This window comes from Vibrio sp. 10N.222.51.C5 (assembly GCF_041474575.1).
GTDB classification, from domain to species: Bacteria; Pseudomonadota; Gammaproteobacteria; order Enterobacterales; family Vibrionaceae; genus Vibrio; species Vibrio crassostreae_C.
This window is the reverse complement of record NZ_JBFRUJ010000013.1, coordinates 22,014-48,554: the sequence shown is the minus strand read 5'-3', so window position 1 is coordinate 48,554 and position 26,541 is coordinate 22,014. Positions and strand designations below refer to the sequence as shown.

Below are 26,541 nucleotides of genomic sequence, written 5' to 3'. Positions count from 1 at the left end.
TTAGTTATAGGTATTGGCTTGTTTGCGATTGTTTTACGTATTTTTCGATATGCTTGTGATAAACGTATCTAATTCAAAAAAGGATCCATCATTGGATCCCTTTTTTATAGTAACGGCCTGAGTAATAAAGGAAACCTTAGATTAGTCACACTTCTAGGTAGTCCAAGATCCCTTCTGCGGCTTTACGGCCTTCATCGATAGCGGTCACCACTAAGTCAGATCCTCGAACCGCATCGCCACCTGCAAATATCTTGCTGTTGGTGGTTTGGTATTGAAACTCTTGTTTGTTAGGAGCCTTGATGCGACCCCACTGATCGAGCTCCACACCGAAAGGTTCTAGCCATTCCATCGTATGAGGTTGGAAACCAAATGCCATAATTACGGCATCAGCCTCAAGAACATGCTCACTGCCTTCGACAGGTTCTGGACGACGACGGCCTGCTTCATCAGGCTCACCCAAAGCGGTTTTCACGAATTTCACACCAACCACATGACCAGCGCTGTTAAGCTCTAAGCCGATAGGTTGTAGGTTGAACTTGAACTTCACCCCCTCTTCACGCGCATTCTTCACCTCACGGCGAGAGCCCGGCATATTCGCTTCATCTCGGCGATAAGCACAGACAACATTAGCTGCGTGTTGGCGAATCGAGGTTCGGACGCAGTCCATCGCGGTATCACCACCACCGAGCACGATCACTTTTTTACCCTTCATGTCGATAAACGGCGTTGGGTTATCCAGTTCCATGACCTTGTAGGTATTGGAAATAAGGAAGGGTAGAGCATCATAAACGCCCGGTGCATCTTCGTTGTCTAAACCTGCACGCATGTTTTTATAGGTACCGACACCTAAGAAAACAGCATCATAGTCATCGACCAGTTGTTGTAGTTGAACGTCTTTACCGACTTCGGTATTCATCTTAAATTCGACACCCATACCACTAAAGATACGGCGACGGTTTTCCATGATGCCTTTCTCTAGTTTGAACGATGGGATACCAAACGTGAGCAGGCCACCGATCTCCGGATAGCGGTCAAATACTACGGCTTTCACACCGTTTCGAACTAAGATATCAGCAGCAGCAAGGCCAGCGGGGCCTGCGCCAATGATTGCGACCTTTTTATCGGTCCATTCGACATGCGACATGTCTGGCTTCCAACCCATCTCAAACGCTTTGTCATTGATGTATTTTTCAATGTTGCCGATGGTTACTGCGCCGAAATCGTCGTTGAGGGTACAAGAGCCTTCACACAAACGGTCTTGAGGACAAACTCGTCCGCAAACCTCAGGCAAGCTGTTGGTTTGGTGGGAAAGTTCAGCCGCTTCGATAATGCGCCCTTCATTGGCAAGCTTGAGCCATTGAGGGATGTAGTTGTGGACTGGGCACTTCCATTCACAGTAAGGGTTACCGCAATCTAAGCAGCGGTCAGCTTGCGCCTTAGCTTGTTGCTTCGTGAAAGGTTCGTAGATCTCTACAAACTCAATCTTACGAATTTTGATTGGTTTCTTCGCTGGATCTACGCGATTCACATCAATAAATTGGTATACATTCTGGCTCATTATTGGCTCCTTCCAATTATTGCGCTTGAACACGAAGTTCAGCAGAGCTGCGGCTTTGATGACCGAGCAAGGTATTAAGGTCCGCCGTCTTCGGCTTCACTAGGTAGAACTTCGGAATCCATTCATCAAAGTTCGCCAGAATAGCTTCAGCGTGTACTGAGCCAGTCTCTTCTAAGTGCTCTGCAATTAAGCCACGCAGATGTTCTTGGTGGATAAATAAGTCAGACAGAGAAAGTGCCTCGACCGACTCGTTATTTACTCGACCTTGGAAGTCTTCGTTCTTATCCATGACATAAGCGAAGCCACCTGTCATACCCGCACCGAAGTTGACGCCAGTTGCGCCAAGAATGGCAACAATACCGCCGGTCATGTATTCACAGGCGTTGTCACCAGCGCCTTCAATCACAGCAACCGTGCCTGAGTTACGCACGCCAAATCGCTCGCCGGCAGTTCCTGCTGCAAATAGCTTGCCTCCGGTTGCACCATACAAACAGGTGTTACCGATGATGGTCGCTTCGTTACAAACAAATGCAGTGCCTTGGTGAGGCTTGATAACCACTTTGCCGCCAGCCATGCCTTTGCCAACATAGTCATTGGCATCGCCCGTTAGGTATAACTCGACGCCACCGGCGTTCCAAACCGCAAAAGATTGGCCTGCTGTACCATCGAGGTACAACTTAATTGGTGAGCCCGCCATGCCTTGGTTACCGTAGCGTTTCGCGATTTCGCCAGAGATACGAGCGCCAACCGAGCGATCGGTGTTGATTACGTTGTAGTAAAGGCTGGTGGATTGACGTTTCTCAATCGCATCAATGGCATCATCAAGGATCTGCTGGTTGAGCTGAGCCTTATCAAATGGTGCGTTTGGCTCGGTCCAAAACAGAGGGTGACCTTCTGGAGATACCGGAGCTTCGAGTATTGAAGAGAGATCGAGCTTGTTCTGTTTCGCGGTGAGGCCTTGAACGGCTTCAAGTAAGTCAGTACGACCAATCAGGTCCGTGAGTTTTTCTACGCCGAGTTCTGCAAGGTATTGGCGAACTTCATCGGCTAGGCCTGTAAAGTAGTTCACCACCATGTCTGGCAGGCCTTTGAAGTATTCGCGGCGTAGTGTTTCATCTTGAGTCGCAACACCCGTCGCACAGTTGTTTAGGTGACAAATTCGTAAGAACTTACAACCCATAGCGACCATTGGCGCGGTACCAAAACCAAAGCTTTCTGCACCGAGAATCGCACCTTTAATCACATCAAGGCCAGTTTTTAAACCACCATCGACTTGCAGGCGGATCTTATGACGAAGCCCGTTAGCAACCAGTGCTTGTTGAGTTTCTGCTAAGCCAAGCTCCCAAGGGCAACCTGCGTATTTTACCGAGGTTAGAGGGCTTGCCGCGGTACCGCCATCGTAGCCAGAAATGGTGATCAGATCGGCATAGGCTTTCGCTACACCAGTTGCAATCGTGCCTACACCCGGTTCCGATACTAACTTTACTGAAACCAAGGCTTTAGGGTTCACTTGTTTAAGGTCGAAAATCAGCTGCGCTAGATCCTCGATAGAATAAATATCGTGATGTGGAGGAGGGGAGATCAGTGTCACCCCTTGAACTGAATATCTCAGCTTAGCGATTTCTGCGGTAACTTTATGGCCGGGCAGTTGACCACCTTCTCCAGGCTTCGCACCTTGCGCGACCTTGATCTGCAAAACATCCGCATTGGTTAAGTAATGTGGCGTCACACCAAAACGACCGGAAGCTATCTGCTTGATACGAGAGTTACGGTCAGTACCAAAGCGTCGAGGGTCTTCACCACCTTCACCAGAGTTTGAGTAACCACCCAAGCGGTTCATCGCCATTGCTAATGCTTCATGCGCTTCTGGGCTCAAAGCACCGATCGACATTGCCGCAGAGTCGAAGCGTTTAAACAGATCGCTGTTAGGCTCGACTTGCTCTAGTGGTAGAGGCTGATCGGCTTTTTTGAGGCTCATTAAGTCGCGTAACATCGCAGCTGGACGAGTATTTACTTGCTTAGCAAAAGAGAGATAATCCGATGTCTCACCTGTTTTTACTGCAGTTTGCAGAGTGCCAACCACATCAGGGTTATAGGCGTGATATTCGCCGCCGTGTACGTATTTGAGTAAACCACCGTGCTCGATTGGCTTACGCTTAGTCCAGGCTTTACGAGATAAGTTATAGATATCTTGCTGGAAATCGCTAAAGCTTGCGCCTTGGATTCGAGTGGTAACTCCGCGGAAACAGAGCTCAACAACATCGGAATGAAGGCCAACGGCTTCGAAAAGCTGTGAACAGCGATAAGAGGCAATGGTTGAAATTCCCATCTTCGACATGATCTTGTACAGACCTTTGTTGATGCCGTTTTGGTAATTTTGCATTGCGGCACGATAATCTTTATCTAAAGAGCCATCATCCAACATTTTACCTAATGCTTCATAAGCAAGGTACGGGTAAACCGCAGTCGCACCGAAGCCAAGTAGCACTGCGAACTGGTGTGGGTCACGAGCTGTTGCTGTCTCAACAACGATGTTGGCATCACAACGCAGGTTGGTATCAGCAAGCCTTGTTTGCACCGCACCAACCAACATGGCTGCAGGGATCGGTAGTTTTCCTTTCTCTAAACCTTTGTCCGACAGCACAACTAAAACCGCACCTTCGCTGACTTCTTGTTCGGCGCTATCACATACTGCTTTGATTGCTTGTTCTAGATCTTGGTTATTCGGGTCGTAGTGCATGCTGAGAATGACATGACGATAATGTTTTTGACTCAACTGCAGAAGCTGCTGCATGTCTGAGTAAAGCAGTACTGGTGAATCAAACGTGACACGATAGGCGTGACCGTCTGTTTCACAGAACACGTTCATCTCTTTCCCAATACTGGTCGCCAAAGACATCACGTGTTTTTCACGCAATGGATCAATCGGTGGGTTGGTGACTTGTGCAAACTTTTGACGGAAGTAATCAGTGACCAAGCGTTCTTTTGAAGAGAGCACAGCCATTGGCGTATCATCGCCCATTGAGCCTACTGCTTCTTGCCCCATATCACCAAGCACACGCAGCACTTGGTCGGACTCTTCGTTGCTCATCGCAAACTGTTTTTGGTAGGTCTTGAGCGTATCATCGTCAAAGCTACGCTTACCCACTTGGTCATCTTGCAGCGCAGAAAATGGCGTTAACTTGTGAACGTTCTTTTCCATCCACTCTTTATATGGGTGGCGGCCTTTGAGGTCATTGTCGATCTCATTAGATTGCCATAGCTTGCCGCGGCGAGTATCTATTACCAACAGTTCGCCCGGGCCAACACGGCCTTTCTCTGCGACTTCATCCGGTGCGTAGTTCCAGATACCGACTTCTGATGCGAGCGTGATTAGATTGTCTTTGGTAATCACATAACGCGCTGGACGCAGGCCATTTCTATCGAGGTTACACGCAGCGTAACGACCATCAGAAAGTACGATACCTGCAGGGCCATCCCACGGTTCCATGTGCTTGGAGTTGAAGTCGTAGAATGCACGTAGATCTGGGTCCATATCTGGGTGGTTTTGCCAAGCGGGCGGCACAAGCATGCGCATCGCTCGGAACACATCCATACCACCGGCAAGGAACAGGTCGAGCATGTTATCTAGGCTTGATGAATCTGAGCCTGTCTCATTCACAAAGGGTGCGGCGGTTTGTAAATCTGGCAGCAACGGCGAAGAGAATTTATAGGCACGAGCCTTAGCCCATTGTCGGTTACCTTCAATGGTATTGATCTCACCATTGTGCGCTAAATAGCGGAATGGTTGAGCCAGTGGCCAACGTGGCTGAGTATTGGTTGAGAAACGCTGGTGGAACAGACATATCGCCGATTCCATGCGTAAGTCTGCAAGATCGAGGTAAAATCGCGGAAGATCGGCCGGCATACACAGACCTTTGTAAACCATGACTTGTGTCGAAAGGCTACAAATATAGAAATCTTTGTCTTCGGTGATCTGTTTTTCAATTCTGCGACGAGCGATATAAAGGCGTCGTTCAATATCGCGTTCACGCCAACCCGCGGGGGCCGAGATAAACACTTGCTGAATATTGGGAACTGAATCTTTGGCAATCGGACCTAATACGTCGGTGTTGGTCGGTACTACGCGCCAACCTGCAACCGTTAAGGTCTCTTGAGCGAGCTCTTTATTGACGATGTCTTGCGCGGATTGCGCTTTGATTGGATCTTGGCTGAAGAAAATCATGCCGACAGCGTATTGCTTGCCGAGGTTGAAGTTATTCTCTTCTGCGATAATTCTGAGGTAAGAGTCTGGCTTCTGTAGTAATAAGCCACAGCCATCTCCGGTTTTACCATCCGCGGCGATACCACCACGGTGTGTCATGCGATCTAGGGCTGAAATAGCAGTTCTTACCAACTTATGACTAGGTTGGCCTTCCATTTGCGCTATTAAACCAAATCCACAGTTGTCTTTTTCAAGACTAGGATCATATAGAGCCATTGCAATTCTCCCTTTTGCTTCTCTGTCATCCAGACAGTAAATGACTAACTATTCATATACTTGTTGTTTTTTATAAACTGATAGTTTGCTTTAGCCAGTTAAAACGTTATTGGTTGTGTTAACAAAACCGATTGATTTTATTTTCATCAGCTTTACAACGTATAGCTAATTGTGTTTAAGGTCAAGTTCATGGTTAATTATCATGCATAAACGCGATTAGCCACTTAATAATCTAAAATAGTCGATGGATATCAATGAGATATATAAGGTGAATGTTAACGAGATTTAACATATACAACAGGATGATTTTGAAAACGACAAAGGCCAGATAGAAAAAAGGCTAGCATCGAGTGCTAGCCAAATATAAAAGTTAGGAAGGGTATTGCTTTTCCTCTAGGCTAACGTAATTGACGTTAGCCCGAGAAATATTATGCGGAAAGCATGAGTGAATCAGCTTTCGCTTCTAAGTTTGAGTTACCCATTAAGAAGTCATCAATGGCAATTGCACATTCACGACCTTCATTAATACAACGTACAACTAGAGATTGACCAGTACGCATATCACCAGCAGCGAAAACGCCTTTCTGGTTCGTTGCAAAACCTTCAGAAGCGACGTTACCGCGCTCGTCCAGTTTAATGTCTAGTTGAGCAAGCACGCCGGTTGGCTCCGGGTGTAAGAAGCCCATTGCTAGGAATGCCATGTCACAAGGAATAACACGTTCAGAGTTCGCGACTTCATCAAAGCCTGGACGCTCACCTGGTTTCGCATCTTGCCAAACGATGTCAGCAATACGTAGACCCGTCACTTGACCTTGCTCGTTACCGATGAACTCTTTGGTTAAGATGTTCCAGTGACGTTCACAACCTTCTTCGTGAGAAGTGGTGGTTTTCATGATCATTGGGTATTGAGGCCAAGGCATGTTTGCAGGGCGCTTCTCTGGTGGGATCGGCATGATCTCAACCTGAGTAATGCTCGCTGCCTTATGACGGTTTGATGTGCCCACACAGTCAGAACCAGTATCACCACCACCGATAACCACAACGTGCTTATCTTTAGCGTGAATCTCTTCTGTTTTAAGATCTAGGTTGTTAGCACGGCGGTTGTTTTGACCAAGGAATTCCATGGCAAAGTGAACGCCTTTCAACTCACGACCAGGGATTGGCAAGTCACGTGGAACCGTAGAACCACCCGTTAGCAATACCACATCAAACTCTTGGCGTAGCTGCTGAGCGTTAACATCAACACCGATGTGTTGGTTAACTTTAAACTCAACGCCCGCTTCAGCCATTAGGTTGATCTTACGATCAATCACGTCCATACCCAGTTTGAAGTCTGGGATACCGAAGCGAAGTAGACCACCGACTTTCTCGTCACGTTCAAATACCGTTACCGAGTGACCAGCGCTGTTTAGCTGCTCCGCTGCGGCTAAGCCAGCAGGACCTGAACCGATAACTGCGACAGTTTTACCTGTGCGAGAGCGTGGTGTTTTAGGTTTTGCGTACCCTTCACGGTACGCAGTTTCAACAATCGTTTTCTCGATATTACAGATAGTGATTGGGTCTTGGTTGATACCAAGAACACAGGCACTTTCACAAGGAGCAGGACAAACACGACCGGTAAACTCAGGGAAGTTGTTGGTAGAGCTTAGGATATTCCAAGCCTCTTCCCAGCTGTCACGGTAAACCGCATCATTGAATTCTGGGATGATGTTACCAATCGGACAGCCGTTGTGACAGAAAGGTACGCCACAGTCCATACAACGAGAGGCTTGAGTATTGATCTTTTCACCAAACTCTTCGTTAAGTACGAACTCTTTGTTGTCTTCAATTCGAACTGACGGGTCGAGCTTCTTTGGAAGCTCACGACCGTGTTCTAAAAATCCAGTAGGCTTACCCATTATACTGCCTCCACTTCTTCCGTTTGTGCCTGTTGTGCTTCAGCTTTACGCTTTTCAAGAACAGCTTTGTAGTCGCGTGGCATTACTTTAACTAGCGATGCAACACTTGCTTCAAAGTTGTCTAGGAAAGATTGAGCAACTTCACTTCCTGTGAATTCAACATGCTTAGTTAGCATATCCAGTAGAAGATCTTTATCTTCTTGTTCAATTGGATCTAGGTCTACAAGTTCAGGGTTGAGCTTGGTTTCGAAGTCACCCGCTTTGTCCCAAACATAAGCAACACCGCCACTCATGCCCGCAGCAAAGTTACGACCTGTTGAACCAAGGATAATGGCAACACCACCAGTCATGTATTCACAACCGTGGTCACCAACGCCCTCAACAACAACCTTCGCACCTGAGTTACGAACACAGAAACGTTCGCCTGCCATACCGCGAATGAAAGATTCACCTGAGGTCGCACCGTAGAAACATACGTTACCAACCACGATGTTATCTTCAGCAACGATAGAAGATTTCGCATCTGGGTACAGTACCAAAGTACCGCCAGACAGACCTTTACCCCAGTAATCGTTCGCGTCGCCTTCTACTTCGAACTTAACGCCTTTCGCAAGGAACGCACCGAAAGATTGGCCAGCACTACCGTGGAACTTAACGTTCATTGGTTGTGGTAAACCTTGGTCTTTGTAAACCTTCGAGATTTCGTTCGACAGCATGGTACCAGCAGAGCGGTCCGTGTTGATGATAGGGAAGCTCGCATTCACGGCTTCGCCTTTCTCAAGAGCTGGAATCGCAGCTTGAATCAACTTGCGGTCTAGAACGTCTTCTAGGTTGTGGTTTTGTTGCGTCTGGTTGTAGATACCATCTTCTTCACGTGCCTGCTCAATGTGCAGTACAGGTGTTAGATCTAGGTTCTTGTACTTCCAGTGGCCGATGTCATCACGAACTTTAAGTTTGTGCGATTGACCAACCATCTCATCGATAGAGCGGAAGCCAAGTTCAGCCATTACTTCACGCAGACCTTCAGCCATGTATTGGAAGAAAGTGACTACGTCTTCTACGCGGCCGTCGAAACGTTCACGCAGAGTCTTGTTCTGTGTAGCGATACCAACAGGACATGTATTCTTGTGACACTTACGCATCATGATACAGCCTTCAACCACTAGAGCTGCTGTTGCTACGCCCCATTCTTCAGCGCCAAGTAACGTTGCTACTGCAAGATCACGTGGTGTTTTCATCTGACCATCAGATTGAACAACGATACGGTTACGTAGGCCGTTTTTCAGTAGTGTTTGGTGCGTTTCCGCTAGACCCAGCTCCCAAGGCAGACCGGTATGACGGATAGAAGACATCGGAGATGCACCCGTACCACCATCAAAACCTGCGATAAGTACCACGTCAGCTTTCGCTTTCGCTACACCCGATGCAATCGTACCTACGCCAGCTTCTGATACTAGCTTCACGTTGACACGACCGTTACGGTTCGCGTTTTTCAGATCGTAGATCAGCTGAGCCAAATCTTCGATTGAGTAGATATCGTGGTGTGGCGGTGGCGAGATAAGACCTACGCCCGGAGTCGAGTGACGCGTTGCGCCGATCCAGTCATCAACCTTATCACCAGGTAGTTGACCACCTTCGCCCGGTTTCGCACCTTGAGCCATCTTGATTTGTAGCTCATCAGCGTTAGATAGGTAGTAAGACGTTACACCAAAGCGACCAGAAGCCACCTGTTTGATTGCTGAACGTTCCCAGTCGCCGTTTTCTTTACGTTCGAAACGTGCTGGATCTTCACCACCTTCACCTGAGTTTGATTTCGCGCCAATGCGGTTCATCGCAACAGCCAGTGTTGAGTGAGCCTCATGCGAGATTGAACCAAAGCTCATTGCGCCGGTTGCGAAACGCTTAAGAATGTTCTCGATTGGTTCTACTTCTGCTAGAGGAATAGAGCCTGCAGGGTTCTTGATGAAGTCCAGTTGGCTACGTAGCGTTGCTGCGTTGTCGCCTTGGTCATCAACTGCTTTTGCGTACTTCTTGAACTGACCGTAATCTTTGTTACGCGTCGATTCTTGAAGTAGAGAAATAGTTTCTGGGTTGAATAAGTGTTTCTCACCACGTTGTTTCCACTGGTAAACACCACCAACATCAAGGATCTGAGCTGGAATTTCACGAGCTGGGTAACCAACACGGTGACGAACCAATACTTCTCGCGCGATATCGTCGATCGTTAGACCTTGGATACGAGAAACAGTACCTGTGAAGTATTTTTCAACCACTGATTTGCTAACACCAAGTGCTTCAAAGATTTGTGCACCGTGGTAAGACTGCAGCGTAGAGATCCCCATCTTAGAGAAGATCTTAAGTAGACCGCCGTTAACACCTTTACGGTAGTTATCGAATAACTCACGTGGGTGTACGTTTGGATCTAGCTTCTTAGTACGTTGCAGTTCAACAATCGTTTCAATCACTAGGTATGGGTTAACTGCGTTTGCACCATAACCGATAAGCGTTGCAAAGTGGTGTGTCTCACGAGCGTCGCCCGTTTCAACAACGATGTCACACTTAGCACGTAGACCTTTACGGATTAGGTGGTGGTGAACCGCGCCAACCGCCAGCATTGCTGGAATAGCGGCATGGTTAGAGTTAACCGCACGGTCTGTCAGTAGGATGATAGAGTAGCCATCAATCACTGCGTCTTCTGCGTATTGGCAGATACGCTTAAGTGCGCGCTCTAACTTACCTTGGTCGCCATTTGCTTGGAATACGATATCCAGCGTCTTCGCCTGAAGGTGCTCGTTATCGATTGCACGCAGTTTTTCTAACTCAGAGTTAGACAGTACTGGAGACTCAAGTTCTACTTTTTGACAGTGCTCAGGTGTTTCAGCAAGTAAGTTCTGGTCTTTACCTAGGTAAGTGTTCAGAGACATAACCATGCGCTCACGAATCGGGTCGATCGGCGGGTTAGTTACTTGTGCAAACAACTGTTTGAAGTAGTTTGAAAGGTGCTGCGATTGGTGAGAAAGAATCGCTAGCGGCCAGTCAGCACCCATTGCAGAAAGTGGCTCGTAGCCTGTTTTCGCAAGAGGTAGAATGATTTCGTTTACTTCTTCAGAACTCACGCCAAACGATTGTTGTTTGTGTAGTAGTTTCTCTGGAGAAGGTTGGCTAAATTCGTTGCTCGCATCCGGTAGCTTTTTCAGGCTCAGAAGGTTCTCTTCAACCCACTTTTCGTAAGGTTGTGCTTTAGCAATGCTGTCTTTCACTTCTTCATCAGAAATGATGCGGCCTTGCTCAAGGTCAGCAACGAAGATACGACCTGGTTGTAGACGACCACGGTACTCAACGTTTTCAGGTGCAATCTCAACAACACCAGACTCAGACGCCATTACTAGGAAGTCGTCTTTAGTTACTGTGTAGCGAGAAGGACGCAGACCGTTACGGTCAAGTGTTGCACCTACTTGAACACCATCGGTGAAACATACTGATGCTGGGCCATCCCATGGTTCCATTACGTTCGCGTGGTACTGGTAGAACGCACGACGAGTTGGATCCATGTTTTTGTTTTCTTGCCATGCTTCCGGGATCATCATCATCAACGCGTGTGGCAGAGTACGACCTGAAAGAACAAGTAGCTCAAGTGCCATATCGAAGTTTGATGAATCCGAACTACCTTCCTGACAGATAGGAAGCAGCATGTCGATTTCAGCTTGTGTAAACAGATCCGATTCTAGGATTGCTTCACGTGCTTTCATCCAGTTCAGGTTGCCGCGAACCGTATTGATTTCGCCATTGTGCGCGATGTAACGGAAAGGCTGAGCTAGACGCCAACGTGGGAATGTATTGGTAGAGAAGCGAGAGTGTACTAGTGCTAGAGCTGTCACCATGGTTGGGTTTTGCAGATCTAGGAAGTACTGAGGAACTTGTTCAGTTGTTAGCTGACCTTTGTACACCAATGTCTTGTAAGACATAGAGTTGATGTAGAAGTCATCACCGATATTTGAAACGCTTTCTAGGCATACACGAACCGTGTAGTTACGTAGAACATACAGTTTACGCTCAAGCTCTTCTGGTGTGATACCAGGGCCGCCAGAAATAAATACGTGTTCAAATTGAGGTTCAGTGCTTAGTGGGTCAGCACCAATCATTGAATTGTCCGTTGGAAGTTCACGGTAACCGATAACTTCTAACTCAAGGCGTTGTGCATTGCGTTCTAGAATGTCACGACACTGTGCACGTTTGTGTTCATCTTTAGGGAAAAGTACAACACCAACACCATATTTTTCAAAAGATGGCAGCTTAATTCCAAGCTTTACGGCTTCTTCTAGTAAGAATTCGTGCGGCTTCTGTAGCAGGATACCTGCACCATCACCAGAACACGGATCGCAGCCTTGGCCGCCACGGTGTTCCATACGTGCAAGCATATCGAGTGCTTGAGTTACTACATCATGAGATTTGCGATTCTTTAGATGCGCAACAAAACCGATACCACAAGCGTCATGCTCCAATTCAGGAGTATACAGACCCTGTGAGTTCTGCTCTTGATCTACCATAGATACATCCTTCCAGTTAAATCTAGGCGCAACTTATTTGTATAAAGTCAGCCTTGTCCTTTTATATTTATGGGTCTAAACCTGCCTATGCTGGCGGTTTGAATCCTTTCCGTATCTCGCAGGAAAAGTATTGCGAGAAAAACAATCCTTAGTGATACCTGTTTATTTTTAACCACAAACTAGTGGTTTATATAGGTGGGAGTTAGATATCACCGACTTATTAGCAAGTTTTCGTTGTAAGTAAATACTCAAAAATAGCCAATATGTGTAAGTATCCTACAATTTTGTCTAGGCGAATTGCAATGAAAGTTGACCCATGTAGACCATTTTTTTCGTTTTATTTTGAATTTAATGCCTAACAAATGTGCAACATTAGGCAAATAGAGCCGATTTTTTGCATGTTTATTGATATTTGTTAGGTTGCTCGCAAAAAGCCTTGAGTAAACTAATTGGTCGAATTTTGCAGGGATGTAATTTTTTTTCAAAAAAGACTGATATTCATTCTTATTTACTTGAGTGCTTTGAAAATATGCAATTACACGAGTTGGTCAATACTATCGGCCAAGACCTTCAACGCCGTTATGGCGAGAAGGTTCACAAGCTGACGCTTCATGGTGGTTTCAGCTGCCCAAACCGAGACGGGACAATTGGCCGTGGAGGTTGCACGTTTTGTAACGTGGCTTCCTTTGCCGATGAACAAACTCAAATTCAAAGTATTGCTGACCAGCTAAAAGATCGTGCGGGTGAGATTGCTCGTGCCAAGAAGTACCTGGCTTACTTTCAGGCGTACACCAGCACTTATGCTGAGGTGCAAGTGCTCAAGAATATGTATGAAGAGGCGCTAAAAGCACCCGGTGCAGAGATCGTCGGCCTTTGTGTTGGTACGCGACCAGACTGTGTGCCTGATGCGGTGTTGGATCTGTTAGCGGGCTACGTTAAACAAGGCTATGAGATTTGGCTCGAGCTTGGCCTGCAAACCGCCAATGATAAAACCCTCAAGCGAATTAACCGCGGCCACGATTTTGCGGTGTATGAAACGATCACCCAACGCGCACGCGCTTTAGGTATCAAGGTGTGTACTCACCTGATTGTTGGTCTACCAAAAGAAACTAAAGCGGATAACCTTGAAACCTTAGACAAGGTATTAGCCGTTGGCACCGATGGTATTAAGCTGCACGGCCTTCATATAGTAGAGGGCAGTACCATGGCTAAGGCGTGGAAGGCAGGAAAGCTAGAAGCCCCAAGCCTTGAAGAGTACATCGATATCGCGAGTGAGATCATTCAACGCACGCCTGCGGACGTGGTTTATCACCGTGTTTCTTCAGCGGCGAGACGCCCAACCTTACTTTCTCCTTTATGGTGTGAGAACCGCTGGTTAGCGATGACTGAAATAGGTCGTTCGTTGGATAAAACCGGTGCTCAAGGCATCAAAACGGGCTGTGCATTCGAGTACACGTTGCCTGTTTTAAACGCGGCCAATTAATAGAAATGGGTGACTGTAGGTAACAGCAGATAAAACCAATAAATAGTGGTAACATTTCCCTAACAGATTTTATGGTATAGATTGAGAGTAAATGGAACTGGTAATGACTTGGTTGTGGGACAGGGCGTATGGCTACGGTATTTATATCGTTGTTGTATTGCTGATTGCTCTCATCTGCTGGCATCTCTATTCTCGTTATCAGTCGCATATCGAAACGCTTCTACTTGCTACCCCGTCGCCACTCTACTTTGTTGATGTTCGAAGTGGCGAAATACTCTATGCCAATCGCCAAGCCATGCAGTTGCTTGGTATCCGCCAAATCGGTGTTAATTTTCGCTTTCCTACTGTGGAAAGCGAGAACAGCTTTCGTCACTACTTAACCAACCACATCAACTCTCGAGCCTTCGAGCAGGTCTCCCTGTGGGCGCTTTCTGAATTTGAGTCGTTCAAGATCAACTTGATCGGTCGTAAGATCCATTTTAGAAATAAGCAGGCTTGGATGATTCACGCCTCACCTTATAAAAACACTAACGAAGAACTGTCCCAAGAAGTTCGAGAACTGAATGTTGCTCGTACCGCTTTGGATTCTTTGTCTGAGCTGATCTACGTGAAAGATCAGAAAGGTCAGTTAGTGACGAGTAATCGCTCGTTTAAAAAGTTTTGGCATGGTCGTGCTGAAGAGGGCACCCTGAGTGTTTCTGGTGGAGTATTAAAAGGTCGTGTAAGTGAACGCTCTTGGACTACAGATCAAGATGGAAAAAGCTGCTTGCTTGAAACCTACCAAAGTGTGCTGCTTTCCCAAGATGGAGAAACCATCGGCACGCTCTCTATTAGTCATGATGTGACCGATTGGCATGACATGCAGCAGAAACTGCGTGGCGAGATGGAGAAGCGAAAAGATACCGAAGTGGCACTTGCGCAGCGTGACACCATCTTGCAAAACCTCCTGGAGGCCAGCCCAGACTCGATTGGTATCTTTAATGAAAACATGGTTTATCAAGCGTGTAATAAACCATTTGTGGCTGCGCTGGGTATCTCTGAAGTCAGTGACTTGATCGGTAAACGTTTACAAGATGTGGTGCCACATAGCATCTATACGCGAATATCAGAAACCGATCATCAAGTGCTTCATCAAAGTAAATCACTGCGTTATATCGACAAAGTGGTCTCAAGTGATGGAACATTTACTTGGTATGATGTAGTCAAATCACCGTTTAGAGATCCAGCATCGAGCACTAATGGTGTGTTGATCATGGCGCGTGATATTACAGAGCGTTATCTAGCAGAACAAAAGCTTGAAGAAGCCAACCTTGAACTTGAACGCCTCAGCTTTATGGATAGCCTGACTAAAGTGTCTAACCGACGTCGTTTCGATGAACAGCTCTCTACACTGTGGCATTATCATGTGCGTGAGAAGCTGCCACTGACGATCATGCTATGTGATATCGACTTCTTTAAAGGCTACAACGACTTTTACGGACACCAACAAGGCGATGATGCTTTGATTCAGGTTTCTCAGGCATTTAAGCAGGTGTTGAATCGTTCATCTGATTGTGTGGCTCGTTATGGTGGTGAAGAGTTCGGCTTTATTCTGCCAAATACAACGACCGAAGGTGCTCAGCTGGTGGCGCAGCGTATTCATGATGAAGTCCTAAAATTGGAACTTGCGCATGAGAAGTCGACAGTCTCTGAATTCATCACGGTGAGTATTGGTATTATCTCTTACATTCCTACACCTGATGATGAAATGGAATCGGCTGTTGCCTTGGCTGATAGTGCGTTGTATCAAGCGAAATCAGACGGTCGCAACCGTTCAATGGTGCATCCATACTCAATTCGCTAACGCTATAAAATTGGCAATTTGATTATCCCCGGCTATTTTTGCTTAGTTAGTATTTGTATTGGTTAATTAACCTTCGAAATTACCGCTGAACACTTGCTGCGTGTGATGTAGCTAGCTTACCTCCCATCTTCAAACAGGGTAGAATGTTGCTAGTCTTATCGCATGGAGCGCTAAATGAAACCCATGAAAAATCTTGCCCAGTATTACGTGGATCTACTCGTAAAACTGGGGATTGTCCGCTTTTCTATCTTACTCGCCCTAGCGCTTGTTGCCCTCGCTGTTGTTGTGCAAGTCGGTATCACCCTTGCACTCAAAGGCAATGTTGATGACATCGACATTGTCCGTTCAGTTTTCTTCGGTTTAGTGATCACGCCTTGGGCGGTTTATTTTCTGTCAGTGGTCGTGGACCAGTTGGAAGAATCACGTCAAAGGTTAGCGAAATTGGTCTCTAAACTTGGCGACATGCGTGAGCGAGACCAAGAACTCAACAATAAAATGCAGCTCAATATCGAGAAGCTTAATCAAGAAATTGAAGAGCGTGAAAAAGCGGAAGAAGCGCGCGCAGAAGCAATGCAAGATCTCGAAAACGAGGTGTTCCAGCGCGAGCGTACTCAGCTTGAACTCGCAGAACGTACTGCACTGTTACGCTCGTTTATCGATGCCTCGCCTGACCTTATTTACTACCGTAATGAAGATGGTGTGTTCTCTGGTTGTAACCGTGCGGTTGAAGAGCTCACTGGTAAAACAGAAAAAGAGCTAGTTGGTTTAACTCCTTGGGATGTTTACAGTAAAGAGGTCGCTCAGCAAGTTGTTGAAACCGATAAGAAAGTATTTGCTGACAACCAAGCACTGACTTATGACCAATGGCTTGAATACCCAGATGGCCGCAAGAGTTACTTCGAACTGCGTAAAGTGCCTTTCTACAGCAAAGATGGTCGTCACTTGGGCTTGGTTGGTTTTGGCCGCGATATTACTGAACGTAAAGAGCATCAAGAGTCGTTAGAAAAAGCCAGCCGCGATAAGACCACCTTTATCTCAACTATTAGCCACGAGTTAAGAACGCCGCTCAACGGCATCATTGGCTTGAGCCGCATGCTGCTTGATAGCCAACTGACCACCGAACAGCGCAAGCAGATGCAAACCATCAAGGTGAGCGCGGTGACACTGGGTAATATCTTCAACGATATTATTGATATGGATAAGTTCGACCGCCGTAAGCTTGAACTCTTCCCTACGCCTATTAACTTTGAAGATTTCGTTGTCGAGATCGAAAGTATCTCTGCGTTGATGGCTGAGCAGAAAGGGTTAAGGTTCGATCTAGAAAGATTGTCTGATCTTCCAGCTGCTGTTGAGGTGGATGGTACTCGTCTTAGACAGGTACTGTGGAACCTTGTTAGTAACGCGATGAAGTTCACCAAAGATGGTGGAGTGGTGATGACAGTCAGCGCCGACATTGATGGTGACTTTGCCAACATTACGATGGAAGTGGAAGATACTGGTATTGGTATCCCTGAAAGTGAAATCGAGAAGATCTTCGCGATGTACTATCAGGTGAAATCGGGCACGGACAACTTGCACGCTGTCGGCACGGGTATTGGTCTCGCTGTCTCTCAACAGCTAATTAATATGATGGATGGCCACATTGAAGTCATCAGTGAAGAGGGCTTTGGCAGTACCTTTACGGTTTCGATTCGAGTTCCAGTGAATCACGATACTCAGGCTCTGATCAAAACGCCAAGAAAACAGTCGAATCTTAAGATCTTTATGGTCGAAGACATTGAACTCAATATCACAGTGGCTCGCTCTCTACTTGAAAGCCTTGGCCATGAAGTGACAGTCGTGATGACGGGTAAAGAGGCGCAAATTGCTTTCAATCCTGAAGACTATGATTTGGTGTTGTTGGATATCCAACTGCCAGATATGACGGGTTTCGATATTGCTCAATACTACCGCGAGAAATACAGCCAGCTACCGCCTTTGGTGGCGTTAACTGCGAACGTATTAAACAACAAGCAAGAGTACTTCCAGAAAGGCATGGACGAAGCGATCAGTAAACCTTTGTCGGTTCGAGCTATCCAAGATGTCATCAGTGAACTTATCGAAGATGCACCAGAGGTAATTGAGAAGGTAGCGGGCACCGATAAGGTTGAGAGCATTGATAAAGTCGACGCGAGTAAGCCTGTTCTTTCAGAAATTGATACCACTTTGCTTGATATTGATATGCTAGAGTCTTATGTTGATATTGTTGGACCGAAACCGGTTTTGGATAGCATCGCGATGTTCGAAGATATGATGCCGGAGTATATGGAAATATTGAACTCCAACATGGTCGCGAAAGATAAAGCCAGTATCGTTTCTGAGGCACATAAGATTAAAGGTGCTGCAGGTTCTATTGGTCTGAAACGCATCCAACAAGTTGCCCAGAAAGCTCAATCTCCAGATTTGCCTGCGTGGTGGGAGAACATTTCAGATTGGGTTGATGAGATAAATAACGAATACCAGAATGACATTGAAGTTTTAAAGAGTTGGTTAAATCAAAGGTAGAAGAATAATGAAAAAATTAGCATTCGCCGCATGTGTAGTGGCATTAGCGGGTTGTTCTGCGCCACAAGTAGAATGGCAGCAAGATAATCAAGTCGAAGTATCTGCAGTAACAGTTACCATGAAAAGCAACCTTTGGCACAACAAGATGCCAACGATTGGCGAGACTCAAGATAAGACCCTGCATGGTTCTATCTACCTAGAGTCAGATTCACAACTGCCAGCAACGCTTGCGGTTGAGAGTGTTACGGTTAAACAGGGTGCAGACACCTTGTTGGTAACGGCTGACGATCTTGATTTAAGAACACACAGTGAAACTCAATGGGAAGTCGCGTTTGTATGGCAGCTAGAGATCGACAGCGACAAGCCTGTTGATGTAGCGGTTGAACTTAAAGATGGCGAAACCGTGAAGTGGTTAGTAGAGAAAGACGTTAAGGTGGATACGGTTTACTAAAACCTTATCCAATTAAGAACAATAAAAAAGGGAGAATGCGTTGGCATTCTCCCTTTTTAATAACTATTGATGACGCTTCTATTGTTAATAACACTTACTGGTGAGTAGTGCTAAATGGTAAGAAGCGCGAATCGAATTAGTCTTCTAGGTCACCACAAAAGCGGTAGCCTTCACCGTGAATCGTTGCGATGATTTCTGGCGTACCAGAAACAGATTCAAAGTGCTTACGAATACGACGGATTGTTACGTCTACAGTACGATCGTGTGGCTTAAGCTCACGGCCAGTCATCTTCTTAAGAAGGTCTGCACGTGTTTGGATCTTACCTGGGTTCTCACAGAAGTGAAGTAGAGCACGGAACTCTGAACGAGGTAGCTTGTAGCCTTCGCCATCTGGGCTAACCAGAGAACGACTGTTGATATCTAGTACCCAACCGTTGAACTCGTACTTCTCAACGCTACGCTTCTCTTCTTGAACAGAGCTTGTGCTCATAGAACGGTTCAGAAGGTTGCGTGCACGGATAGTCAGTTCACGAGGGTTGAAAGGCTTAGTGATGTAGTCATCAGCGCCGATCTCTAGGCCAAGGATCTTATCAACTTCATTATCGCGACCAGTTAAGAACATAAGCGCTACGTTTGCTTGCTCACGTAGTTCACGTGCAAGTAGTAGGCCATTCTTACCTGGAAGGTTGATGTCCATAATTACAAGGTTAACTTGGTTGTCAGATAGCACTTGGTGCATCTCTTCACCGTCGCTAGCCTCAAAAACAGCATATCCCTCTGCTTCAAAAATACTCTTTAGAGTGTTACGAGTTACTTGCTCATCTTCAACGATAAGAATCTGCGGGGTTTGCATTTGGCGGTACCTAAATTTGTGACGAAACTGTGCTAATAGAATAAATTCTAGGCAAAAACATAACATACAGGTAATGTATTTTTGATGATAACTTAAAGTTTTCAAAAAAACACTTACTTCCAGCTATCTGCCTTCCTTGAAGTATTGCCCAATAACGTAGATCCAGTACGCCTTTCAATCATTCTTTTAGTGATTGGAGTGGATTCTATAATGTTAACAGCATGCTAACAACGCGAGAATGTTAATTCCATTCACTTTGTTGATTTACATCAATTGCCGTATCGCAACAAACTTTAATAGTATGGCTACAACTTAACCAATGTTATGGTGACTATTTAGCACCAAAACAAGAATGATTATTCGAGATGCTTCGCACATCTTGCCTGCTAAAGACCGGATTATGAACCAAGGAAGCTGAAAGCTGTCTTAAGAGTCTAGTAGATAAATATGCTCAATCAACCTTTATTGAGTAATAAATTGAGCATAGAACAATGAAAACAAAGGATTAATTTTAATAACATATAAAAGCATAGAGGCTAGCCTGACATAACTGGTAACGCCTTACTCACGGAGGATATATGCACGATATAACACCCGACTTGTGTGATGAGTTTGAAAGCGAAGTCACCCTACTGAACATGCCATTGCAGAACTTCGGCCAACGTGGTGCGTTCTTTGGAAAAATTGTAACAGTTCGTTGTTATCACGATAATTCCAAGGTTCGCGAGGTTTTAGAGACCGACGGCTGTGGCAAAGTGCTTGTCGTTGACGGAAATGGCTCATGCCAGAAGGCGCTGCTTGGCGATCAACTCGCTATTCTCGCGATAGAAAACGGTTGGGAAGGCGTGATTGTAAACGGTGCGGTGCGTGATGTAGGCATGATGTCGCAAATGGACCTTGGCGTTCAGGCGTTAGGTGCATCGCCATTCAAAACAGAGAAACGCGGTGTCGGCCAAGTGAATGTGACACTCTCTATACATAATCAACTGATTCAGCCTGGTGACTATATTTATGCCGATTGGAATGGCGTGTTAATTTCATCTGAGCTGTTAATTGAATCGTAACTGACTCAAATTGAATGCCGTTGATAGATTAGAACGGGGAATGGTTTGTGATGTACTAAAAGTTTGGATCTCAATCCGCACTAATCTGTTAATAAAGAACAAGCTAAAGAGACTAAAAGCGAAACCCTAGTCCCACTTCAACACCTTGCTGCCACTCTTCATAATCAAGGGTGGCATGCAAATCTAGGTTATCTGTTAGTTGCACTCGGCTGGAAACCTCTGCGGCTACCGATTTCTCATTGTCTTCGGTCTCGTCTTTATAGGTGTGTAGAGAACTGTTAAAAGAGACTCTTTCTGAGAACTGATAACTGACACCACTCAAGAATCCACTTTCCTGTTTCAGTGCCGCACTATTGATACGTGTACCGACGTAAAGATCCACATCTGAAAACAAGCTATAAGAGTAGCCGCTGTCTATCTTCCAAGTATCGAAGCTTTCACTCGACGCGTTTTGTGTGGAGATAAAGAATTTATGAGAAGAACTATCGATCTGGCTGGGTAGTAGAGGCAAGCTATTCGCTGAACAAACAACAGGCATAGCAAAAGCCAAAAGAATAAGTAATCTCTTCATTTCCCACTCCTGATGTCATTATTATTGTTCTTCGAACGTTATCGTTCAATTAAAGCACAGAACTTGTACGTTCGCTGCACAATCGATATAGCATTTTGTTATGACTATATATGCAATTGATCACTCTTGCCTGTTCAATGAGTAAATCCAGTATCTTAAGTGAAGGTTTATACAGGGTGTTTTATCCCTTAAATGACGGTTTGCTCTGAAAAACGGTGCGAATGTAAAAAAAACGCAACTTTTCATTGACGTCCAGTGGTAAAAATTGATACACGTAGAGTAAAGCACAAGCAGAGAATTTGATATGCAGCACGTAAGCCACCTAGTAATGACCACAACCATTATTATTACCGACATTAACATTGTTGGGGCAGGCTGCTAAGTAACGGATTTTAAAAAAAAGGCCTGTATCCAACAAGATACAGGCCTTTTTTTGTACCATTTTTATGACTTATGGAGAAAGGGATGCGCGTTTTAAAGTTTGGAGGTTCATCATTAGCTGATGCAGATCGTTTTTTACGAGCGGCTGATATCATCGCTAATAATGCCCAGCAAGAAGAGCTAGCCGTTGTACTATCGGCTCCAGGAAAAACAACCAATAAGTTGGTCGCTGTTATTGAAGCTGCACTGAAAAATGGTGAAGCTGACGCACAGATTACAGAGATCGAATCTTCATTTAACACACTGTTTGCAGAGATCAAAGCGGTCGTGCCTTCTATCGATGGTGCCGCGTTTCAAGAGCAGGTGGATACCTCTCTTGCTCAGCTAAAGCAGTTCGTGAATGGCATCAACCTACTTGGTATGTGCCCGAACCACGTTAATGCTCGCATCATCAGTAAAGGTGAGCGAATCTCTATCCAGTTAATGAAAGCGGTACTGGAAGCGAAAGGCCAACCAGCAAGCCTGATTGACCCTGTCCAATACCTATACGCTAAAGGCGATCACCTTGAAGCTATGGTCGATGTGGATGTCTCTACTCAGAACTTCCAACAATCTCCACTTCCTAAAGGTCACGTTAACATCATGCCTGGCTTTACTGCGGGTAATGAAAAAGGTGAGCTAGTCACACTAGGTCGTAATGGTTCTGACTACTCAGCGGCTGTGTTAGCGGCGTGTCTACGTGCTGATTGCTGTGAAATCTGGACAGATGTAGACGGTGTTTACAACTGTGACCCACGTTTGGTGCATGACGCTCGTCTTCTTAAATCGCTTAGCTACCAAGAAGCGATGGAGCTTTCTTACTTTGGTGCTTCGGTTCTACACCCGAAAACCATTGCTCCTATTGCGCAATTCCACATTCCTTGTCTGATCAAAAACAGCTTCAACCCACAAGGCGCAGGTACTTTGATTGGCCAAGACACTGGCGAAGATAACCTAGCAATCAAAGGTATTACGACGCTAAGTGACCTAACCATGGTTAACGTATCAGGCCCAGGCATGAAGGGCATGGTAGGTATGGCGAGTCGTGTATTCGGCGCGATGTCTTCTGCTGGCGTTTCTATTGTCCTTATTACTCAATCTTCTTCTGAGTACAGCATCAGCTTCTGTATTGAATCGGCTGATAAGGTGAAAGCGAAACAAGTGTTGTCAGACGCGTTTGAACTTGAACTTAAAGATGGCCTGTTAGAGCCGGTTGAGTTCATGGATGACGTTGCGATTGTAACGCTGGTGGGTGACGGTATGCGCACTTCACGTGGCGTAGCATCTCAGTTCTTCTCTTCTTTAGCTGAAGTGAACGTCAACATTGTTGCTATTGCTCAAGGTTCTTCAGAGCGCGCTATTTCAGCGGTTATCCCTGAAGACAAAATCTCTGAAGCAATCAAAGCGTGTCACGAGAACCTATTTAACTCTAAGCACTTCCTAGATGTATTCGTTGTGGGTGTCGGCGGTGTTGGTGGCGAGCTTGTTGACCAGATCCAACGTCAGCAAGGCAAACTGGCTGAAAAAGGCATCGTGATTCGCGTATGTGGTTTAGCAAACAGTAAAGGTTTGTTGCTAGACAGCGATGGTCTACCGTTAGAGCAGTGGCGTGACCGTATGTCGAGTGCGACTGAAGAGTTCAGCCTAGCGCGTTTAGCGGCTTTGGTTCAACGTAACCACATCATCAACCCAGTATTGGTTGATTGTACGTCTAGCGAAGGTATTGCGGCGCAGTACGCTGATTTCCTAGCGGCTGGTTTCCACGTAGTAACACCAAACAAGAAAGCAAACACAGCAAGCATGGCTTACTACCATCAGCTTCGTGAAGTTGCACGCAACTCACGTCGTAAGCTGATGTACGAGACAACAGTAGGTGCAGGTCTACCGGTCATCGAAAACCTACAGAACCTTATCTCTGCAGGTGATGAACTGGAGAAGTTCAACGGCATTCTTTCGGGTTCACTGTCTTACATCTTCGGCAAGCTTGATGAAGGTATGACACTGAGCCAAGCAACCAACATTGCAAAAGATAACGGCTTCACAGAACCGGATCCTCGTGATGATCTATCTGGTATGGATGTGGCGCGTAAGCTGCTTATTCTTGCTCGTGAAGCAGGTATGGCGCTTGAACTTGAAGATGTTGAAGTAGACCAAGCTCTGCCACCGGGTTTTGATGATTCAGGTACGGTTGAAGAGTTTATGGCTCGCTTGCCAGAAGCGGATGCTTACTTCAAAGAGCAGTCAGCTATCGCCGCTGAAGAAGGCAAAGTACTTCGTTATGTTGGCGAAATCGCTGAAGGCAAGTGTAAGGTTCGTATCGCTGCTGTTGATGGCGACGATCCAATGTTCAAGATTAAAGATGGCGAGAACGCATTAGCATTCTACAGCCGTTACTACCAACCAATCCCTCTAGTACTGCGTGGCTACGGCGCGGGTACTGAAGTAACAGCAGCTGGCGTATTCTCTGATGTGATGCGTACTCTTGGTTGGAAATTAGGAGTTTAGGAATGAGTTCAAGTGATATGGATGTTGTTGTTTATGCGCCTGCATCAATCGGCAATGTCAGTGTAGGGTTTGATGTGCTGGGGGCAGCTGTGTCTCCAGTGGATGGCACGCTGCTAGGTGACCGAGTTATGGTTAAAGCAGGTGATGAATCATTCTCACTAAAAACAGCAGGCAGTTTTGTTTCTAAGCTGCCAACTGAAACCAAAGAAAACATTGTCTACGACTGCTGGGTTGTGTTTTCGAGAGAGCTTGATAAAAAAGGCGTTACGCTAAAGCCTTTGGAAATGACGCTAGAAAAGAACATGCCTATCGGTTCAGGTTTGGGTTCTAGTGCCTGTTCAATCGTCGCGGCACTGGATGCGCTAAACCGTTTTCACGGTCAGCCCCTGAATGAAACTGAACTGCTTGCTCTGATGGGTGAAATGGAAGGCAAGATTTCAGGTGGTATCCACTACGATAACGTTGCGCCATGTTACCTTGGTGGTGTGCAGCTCATGCTTGAAGAGCTAGGCATCATCAGCCAAGAAGTACCGTGTTTTGACGACTGGTACTGGGTAATGGCTTATCCGGGTATTAAGGTTTCAACGGCTGAAGCGAGAGAGATCCTACCATCTCAATATCGTCGTCAGGATATTATTGCTCATGGTCGTCACTTAGCGGGCTTTATCCACGCGTGTCATTCAGGTCAACCTGAACTGGCGGCGAAGATGATCAAAGACGTGATCGCTGAACCATATCGTGAGAAACTGCTTCCAGGGTTTGCTGATGCTCGTAAATACGCGCTGTCAGCTGGGGCACTGGCTACTGGTATTTCTGGTAGTGGTCCAACTCTATTTAGCATTTGCAAAGAACAAGATGTCGCCGAGCGTGTTGCACGCTGGTTAGAACAAAATTACGTACAAAATGAAGAAGGATTCGTTCACGTTTGTCGCCTAGATAAGCAGGGTTCGATCGTTACAGGAAGTGAGTTATGAAACTGTACAACATCAAAGAAAATGATGAACAAGTCTCTTTTGGCCAAGCCGTTCGTCAAGGCTTAGGCCGTAATCAAGGTCTATTTTTCCCATCTGAACTGCCAAAGTTTGATGATATCGATGCGCTGCTAGCAGAGGACTTTGTCCCTCGTAGCTCAAAGATTCTGTCAGCATTGATTGGTGATGAATTACCAAAAGAACAGATCGACCAAATGGTGGATGCAGCGTTCCAATTCCCTGCACCAATCAACCAAGTAAAAGACGGCGTTTACGCGCTTGAGCTTTTCCACGGTCCAACACTGGCGTTTAAAGATTTCGGTGGCCGCTTTATGGCTCAATCTTTAGCAGCTGTTTCTGATGGTGGTCAAATCACTATCTTAACGGCAACATCAGGTGATACTGGTGCGGCGGTTGCGCATGCTTTCTACGGCATGGAAGACATCAATGTTGTGATTCTTTACCCGAAAGGCAAGATCAGCCCACTGCAAGAGAAGCTGTTCTGTACGCTTGGCAAGAACATCCACACTGTGGCGATTGATGGTGACTTTGATGCGTGTCAGGCTCTAGTTAAAGACTCATTTGATGACGCTGAACTGCGTAAAGAGATCGGTCTTAATTCGGCAAACTCGATCAACATCAGCCGTTTAATGGCTCAGATCTGTTACTACTTTGAGGCGGCTTCTCAGCTGACTAAAGAGCAACGTGAAAACCTCGTTATCTCTGTACCAAGTGGTAACTTTGGTAACCTAACGGCTGGTCTATTGGCTAAAGCGCTAGGTCTACCTGTTAAGCGTTTTATCGCAGCAACTAACGAAAATGACACTGTTCCTCGTTACCTAGAAACAGGTCAATGGGATCCAAAACCGACTGTTGCGACAACATCGAACGCGATGGACGTAAGCCAACCAAACAACTGGCCTCGTATCGAAGAGCTTTGCCAACTGAAAGGTTGGGGCTTAGATACACTAGGCAAAGGTAAAGTATCTGACGAGCAGAGCGCTGAGTCAGTTCGCGACCTAAAAGCACAAGGTTACCTATGTGAACCACATGGTGCGATTGCTTACCGTCTACTGGAAGAGCAACTGCAAGAGAACGAAACTGGCTTGTTCCTGTGTACAGCACACCCAGCGAAATTCAAAGAAGTGGTTGATGACATCCTAGGTTCTGATATCGAACTGCCTGGCCCGCTAGCAAAACACGCGGCGATGGAATTGTTGTCTGAAGATCTTGATAACGATTTTGAAGCGCTAAAAGCTGTGCTTCGTCGAGTTCAACCGTAACGTCCATTTGTTTTTCGAACAAATAAAAACGGCGCTCAATGAGCGCCGTTTTTGTATTCTAATTTAAGCT

The 26,541-nt window shown here is 46.0% G+C and carries 14 protein-coding genes, 1 pseudogene and 1 other annotated feature; of the genes and pseudogenes, 8 read left to right on the top strand and 7 right to left on the bottom strand.

The window, feature by feature from the left end; translation table 11 throughout:
• Positions 1–145 precede the first annotated feature (145 nt).
• The 4 genes from AB4558_RS04680 to gltB (AB4558_RS04665) form a co-directional block, all read right to left on the bottom strand.
• The gene (locus tag AB4558_RS04680; RefSeq protein ID WP_372158205.1) at positions 146–1,558 is read right to left on the bottom strand and encodes an FAD-dependent oxidoreductase; all 1,413 of its coding nucleotides are present in this window, start codon (positions 1,556–1,558) and stop codon (positions 146–148) included.
• A 16-nt stretch (positions 1,559–1,574) separates the two neighbouring features.
• Positions 1,575–6,038, bottom strand: coding sequence for a glutamate synthase large subunit (gene gltB, locus AB4558_RS04675; protein ID WP_372158202.1), 4,464 nt, complete (start codon positions 6,036–6,038; stop codon positions 1,575–1,577).
• 428 nt (positions 6,039–6,466) lie between these two features.
• A complete protein-coding gene (locus AB4558_RS04670; RefSeq protein ID WP_017066517.1) occupies positions 6,467–7,936 on the bottom strand; it encodes a glutamate synthase subunit beta in 1,470 nt (489 codons plus the stop codon).
• The gene (gene gltB / locus AB4558_RS04665) at positions 7,936–12,483 is read right to left on the bottom strand and encodes a glutamate synthase large subunit (protein WP_017059305.1); all 4,548 of its coding nucleotides are present in this window, start codon (positions 12,481–12,483) and stop codon (positions 7,936–7,938) included. Before gltB (AB4558_RS04665) ends, AB4558_RS04670 begins: the two co-directional genes overlap by 1 nt.
• A gap of 529 nt (positions 12,484–13,012) precedes the next feature.
• On the opposite strand from gltB (AB4558_RS04665), the gene AB4558_RS04660 reads away from it, so the two are divergent.
• The 4 genes from AB4558_RS04660 (at position 13,013) to AB4558_RS04645 (ending at position 18,804) form a co-directional block, all read left to right on the top strand.
• On the top strand, positions 13,013–13,966 hold the full coding sequence (locus AB4558_RS04660; protein ID WP_372158199.1) for a TIGR01212 family radical SAM protein: 954 nt from the start codon (positions 13,013–13,015) through the stop codon (positions 13,964–13,966).
• A 91-nt stretch (positions 13,967–14,057) separates the two neighbouring features.
• Positions 14,058–15,809, top strand: a complete 1,752-nt coding sequence (locus AB4558_RS04655) for a diguanylate cyclase domain-containing protein (protein ID WP_017059307.1) — start codon at positions 14,058–14,060, stop codon at positions 15,807–15,809.
• Between the two features lie 174 nt (positions 15,810–15,983).
• Positions 15,984–18,353 carry an aerobic respiration two-component sensor histidine kinase ArcB gene (gene arcB / locus AB4558_RS04650; protein WP_017062885.1) on the top strand — a complete coding sequence of 790 codons (2,370 nt, stop codon included), beginning with the start codon at positions 15,984–15,986 and terminating at the stop codon, positions 18,351–18,353.
• A 7-nt stretch (positions 18,354–18,360) separates the two neighbouring features.
• Positions 18,361–18,804, top strand: a complete 444-nt coding sequence (locus AB4558_RS04645; protein ID WP_050644351.1) for a hypothetical protein — start codon at positions 18,361–18,363, stop codon at positions 18,802–18,804.
• 136 nt (positions 18,805–18,940) lie between these two features.
• On the opposite strand, the gene arcA is transcribed toward AB4558_RS04645, so the two are convergent.
• Both arcA and AB4558_RS04635 read right to left on the bottom strand, forming a co-directional pair.
• On the bottom strand, positions 18,941–19,657 hold the full coding sequence (gene arcA, locus AB4558_RS04640; RefSeq protein ID WP_004741534.1) for a two-component system response regulator ArcA: 717 nt from the start codon (positions 19,655–19,657) through the stop codon (positions 18,941–18,943).
• A 429-nt stretch (positions 19,658–20,086) separates the two neighbouring features.
• A pseudogene (locus tag AB4558_RS04635) lies at positions 20,087–20,188 on the bottom strand (ribonuclease activity regulator protein RraA); the annotation flags it as partial.
• 47 nt (positions 20,189–20,235) lie between these two features.
• Here AB4558_RS04635 and AB4558_RS04630 point away from each other — a divergent pair.
• The gene (locus tag AB4558_RS04630; protein WP_017059310.1) at positions 20,236–20,721 is read left to right on the top strand and encodes a putative 4-hydroxy-4-methyl-2-oxoglutarate aldolase; all 486 of its coding nucleotides are present in this window, start codon (positions 20,236–20,238) and stop codon (positions 20,719–20,721) included.
• A gap of 112 nt (positions 20,722–20,833) precedes the next feature.
• On the opposite strand, the gene AB4558_RS04625 is transcribed toward AB4558_RS04630, so the two are convergent.
• The gene (locus AB4558_RS04625) at positions 20,834–21,292 is read right to left on the bottom strand and encodes a hypothetical protein (protein WP_017070076.1); all 459 of its coding nucleotides are present in this window, start codon (positions 21,290–21,292) and stop codon (positions 20,834–20,836) included.
• Positions 21,293–21,609: 317 nt separating this feature from the next.
• Positions 21,610–21,728: a sequence feature (Thr leader region), on the top strand.
• 29 nt (positions 21,729–21,757) lie between these two features.
• Here AB4558_RS04625 and thrA point away from each other — a divergent pair.
• Genes thrA through thrC form a run of 3 tightly spaced genes read left to right on the top strand, consistent with a single transcriptional unit; the run spans position 21,758 to position 26,471 of the window.
• Positions 21,758–24,217 carry a bifunctional aspartate kinase/homoserine dehydrogenase I gene (gene thrA / locus AB4558_RS04620; protein ID WP_372072702.1) on the top strand — a complete coding sequence of 820 codons (2,460 nt, stop codon included), beginning with the start codon at positions 21,758–21,760 and terminating at the stop codon, positions 24,215–24,217.
• Between the two features lie 17 nt (positions 24,218–24,234).
• The gene (thrB, locus tag AB4558_RS04615; protein ID WP_372072706.1) at positions 24,235–25,191 is read left to right on the top strand and encodes a homoserine kinase; all 957 of its coding nucleotides are present in this window, start codon (positions 24,235–24,237) and stop codon (positions 25,189–25,191) included.
• Positions 25,188–26,471: a threonine synthase gene (gene thrC / locus AB4558_RS04610; RefSeq protein WP_017059314.1), complete on the top strand. Its 1,284-nt coding sequence runs from the start codon at positions 25,188–25,190 to the stop codon at positions 26,469–26,471. The genes thrB and thrC overlap by 4 nt, the downstream gene beginning before the upstream one ends.
• The last annotated feature ends 70 nt before the right edge of the window (positions 26,472–26,541 follow it).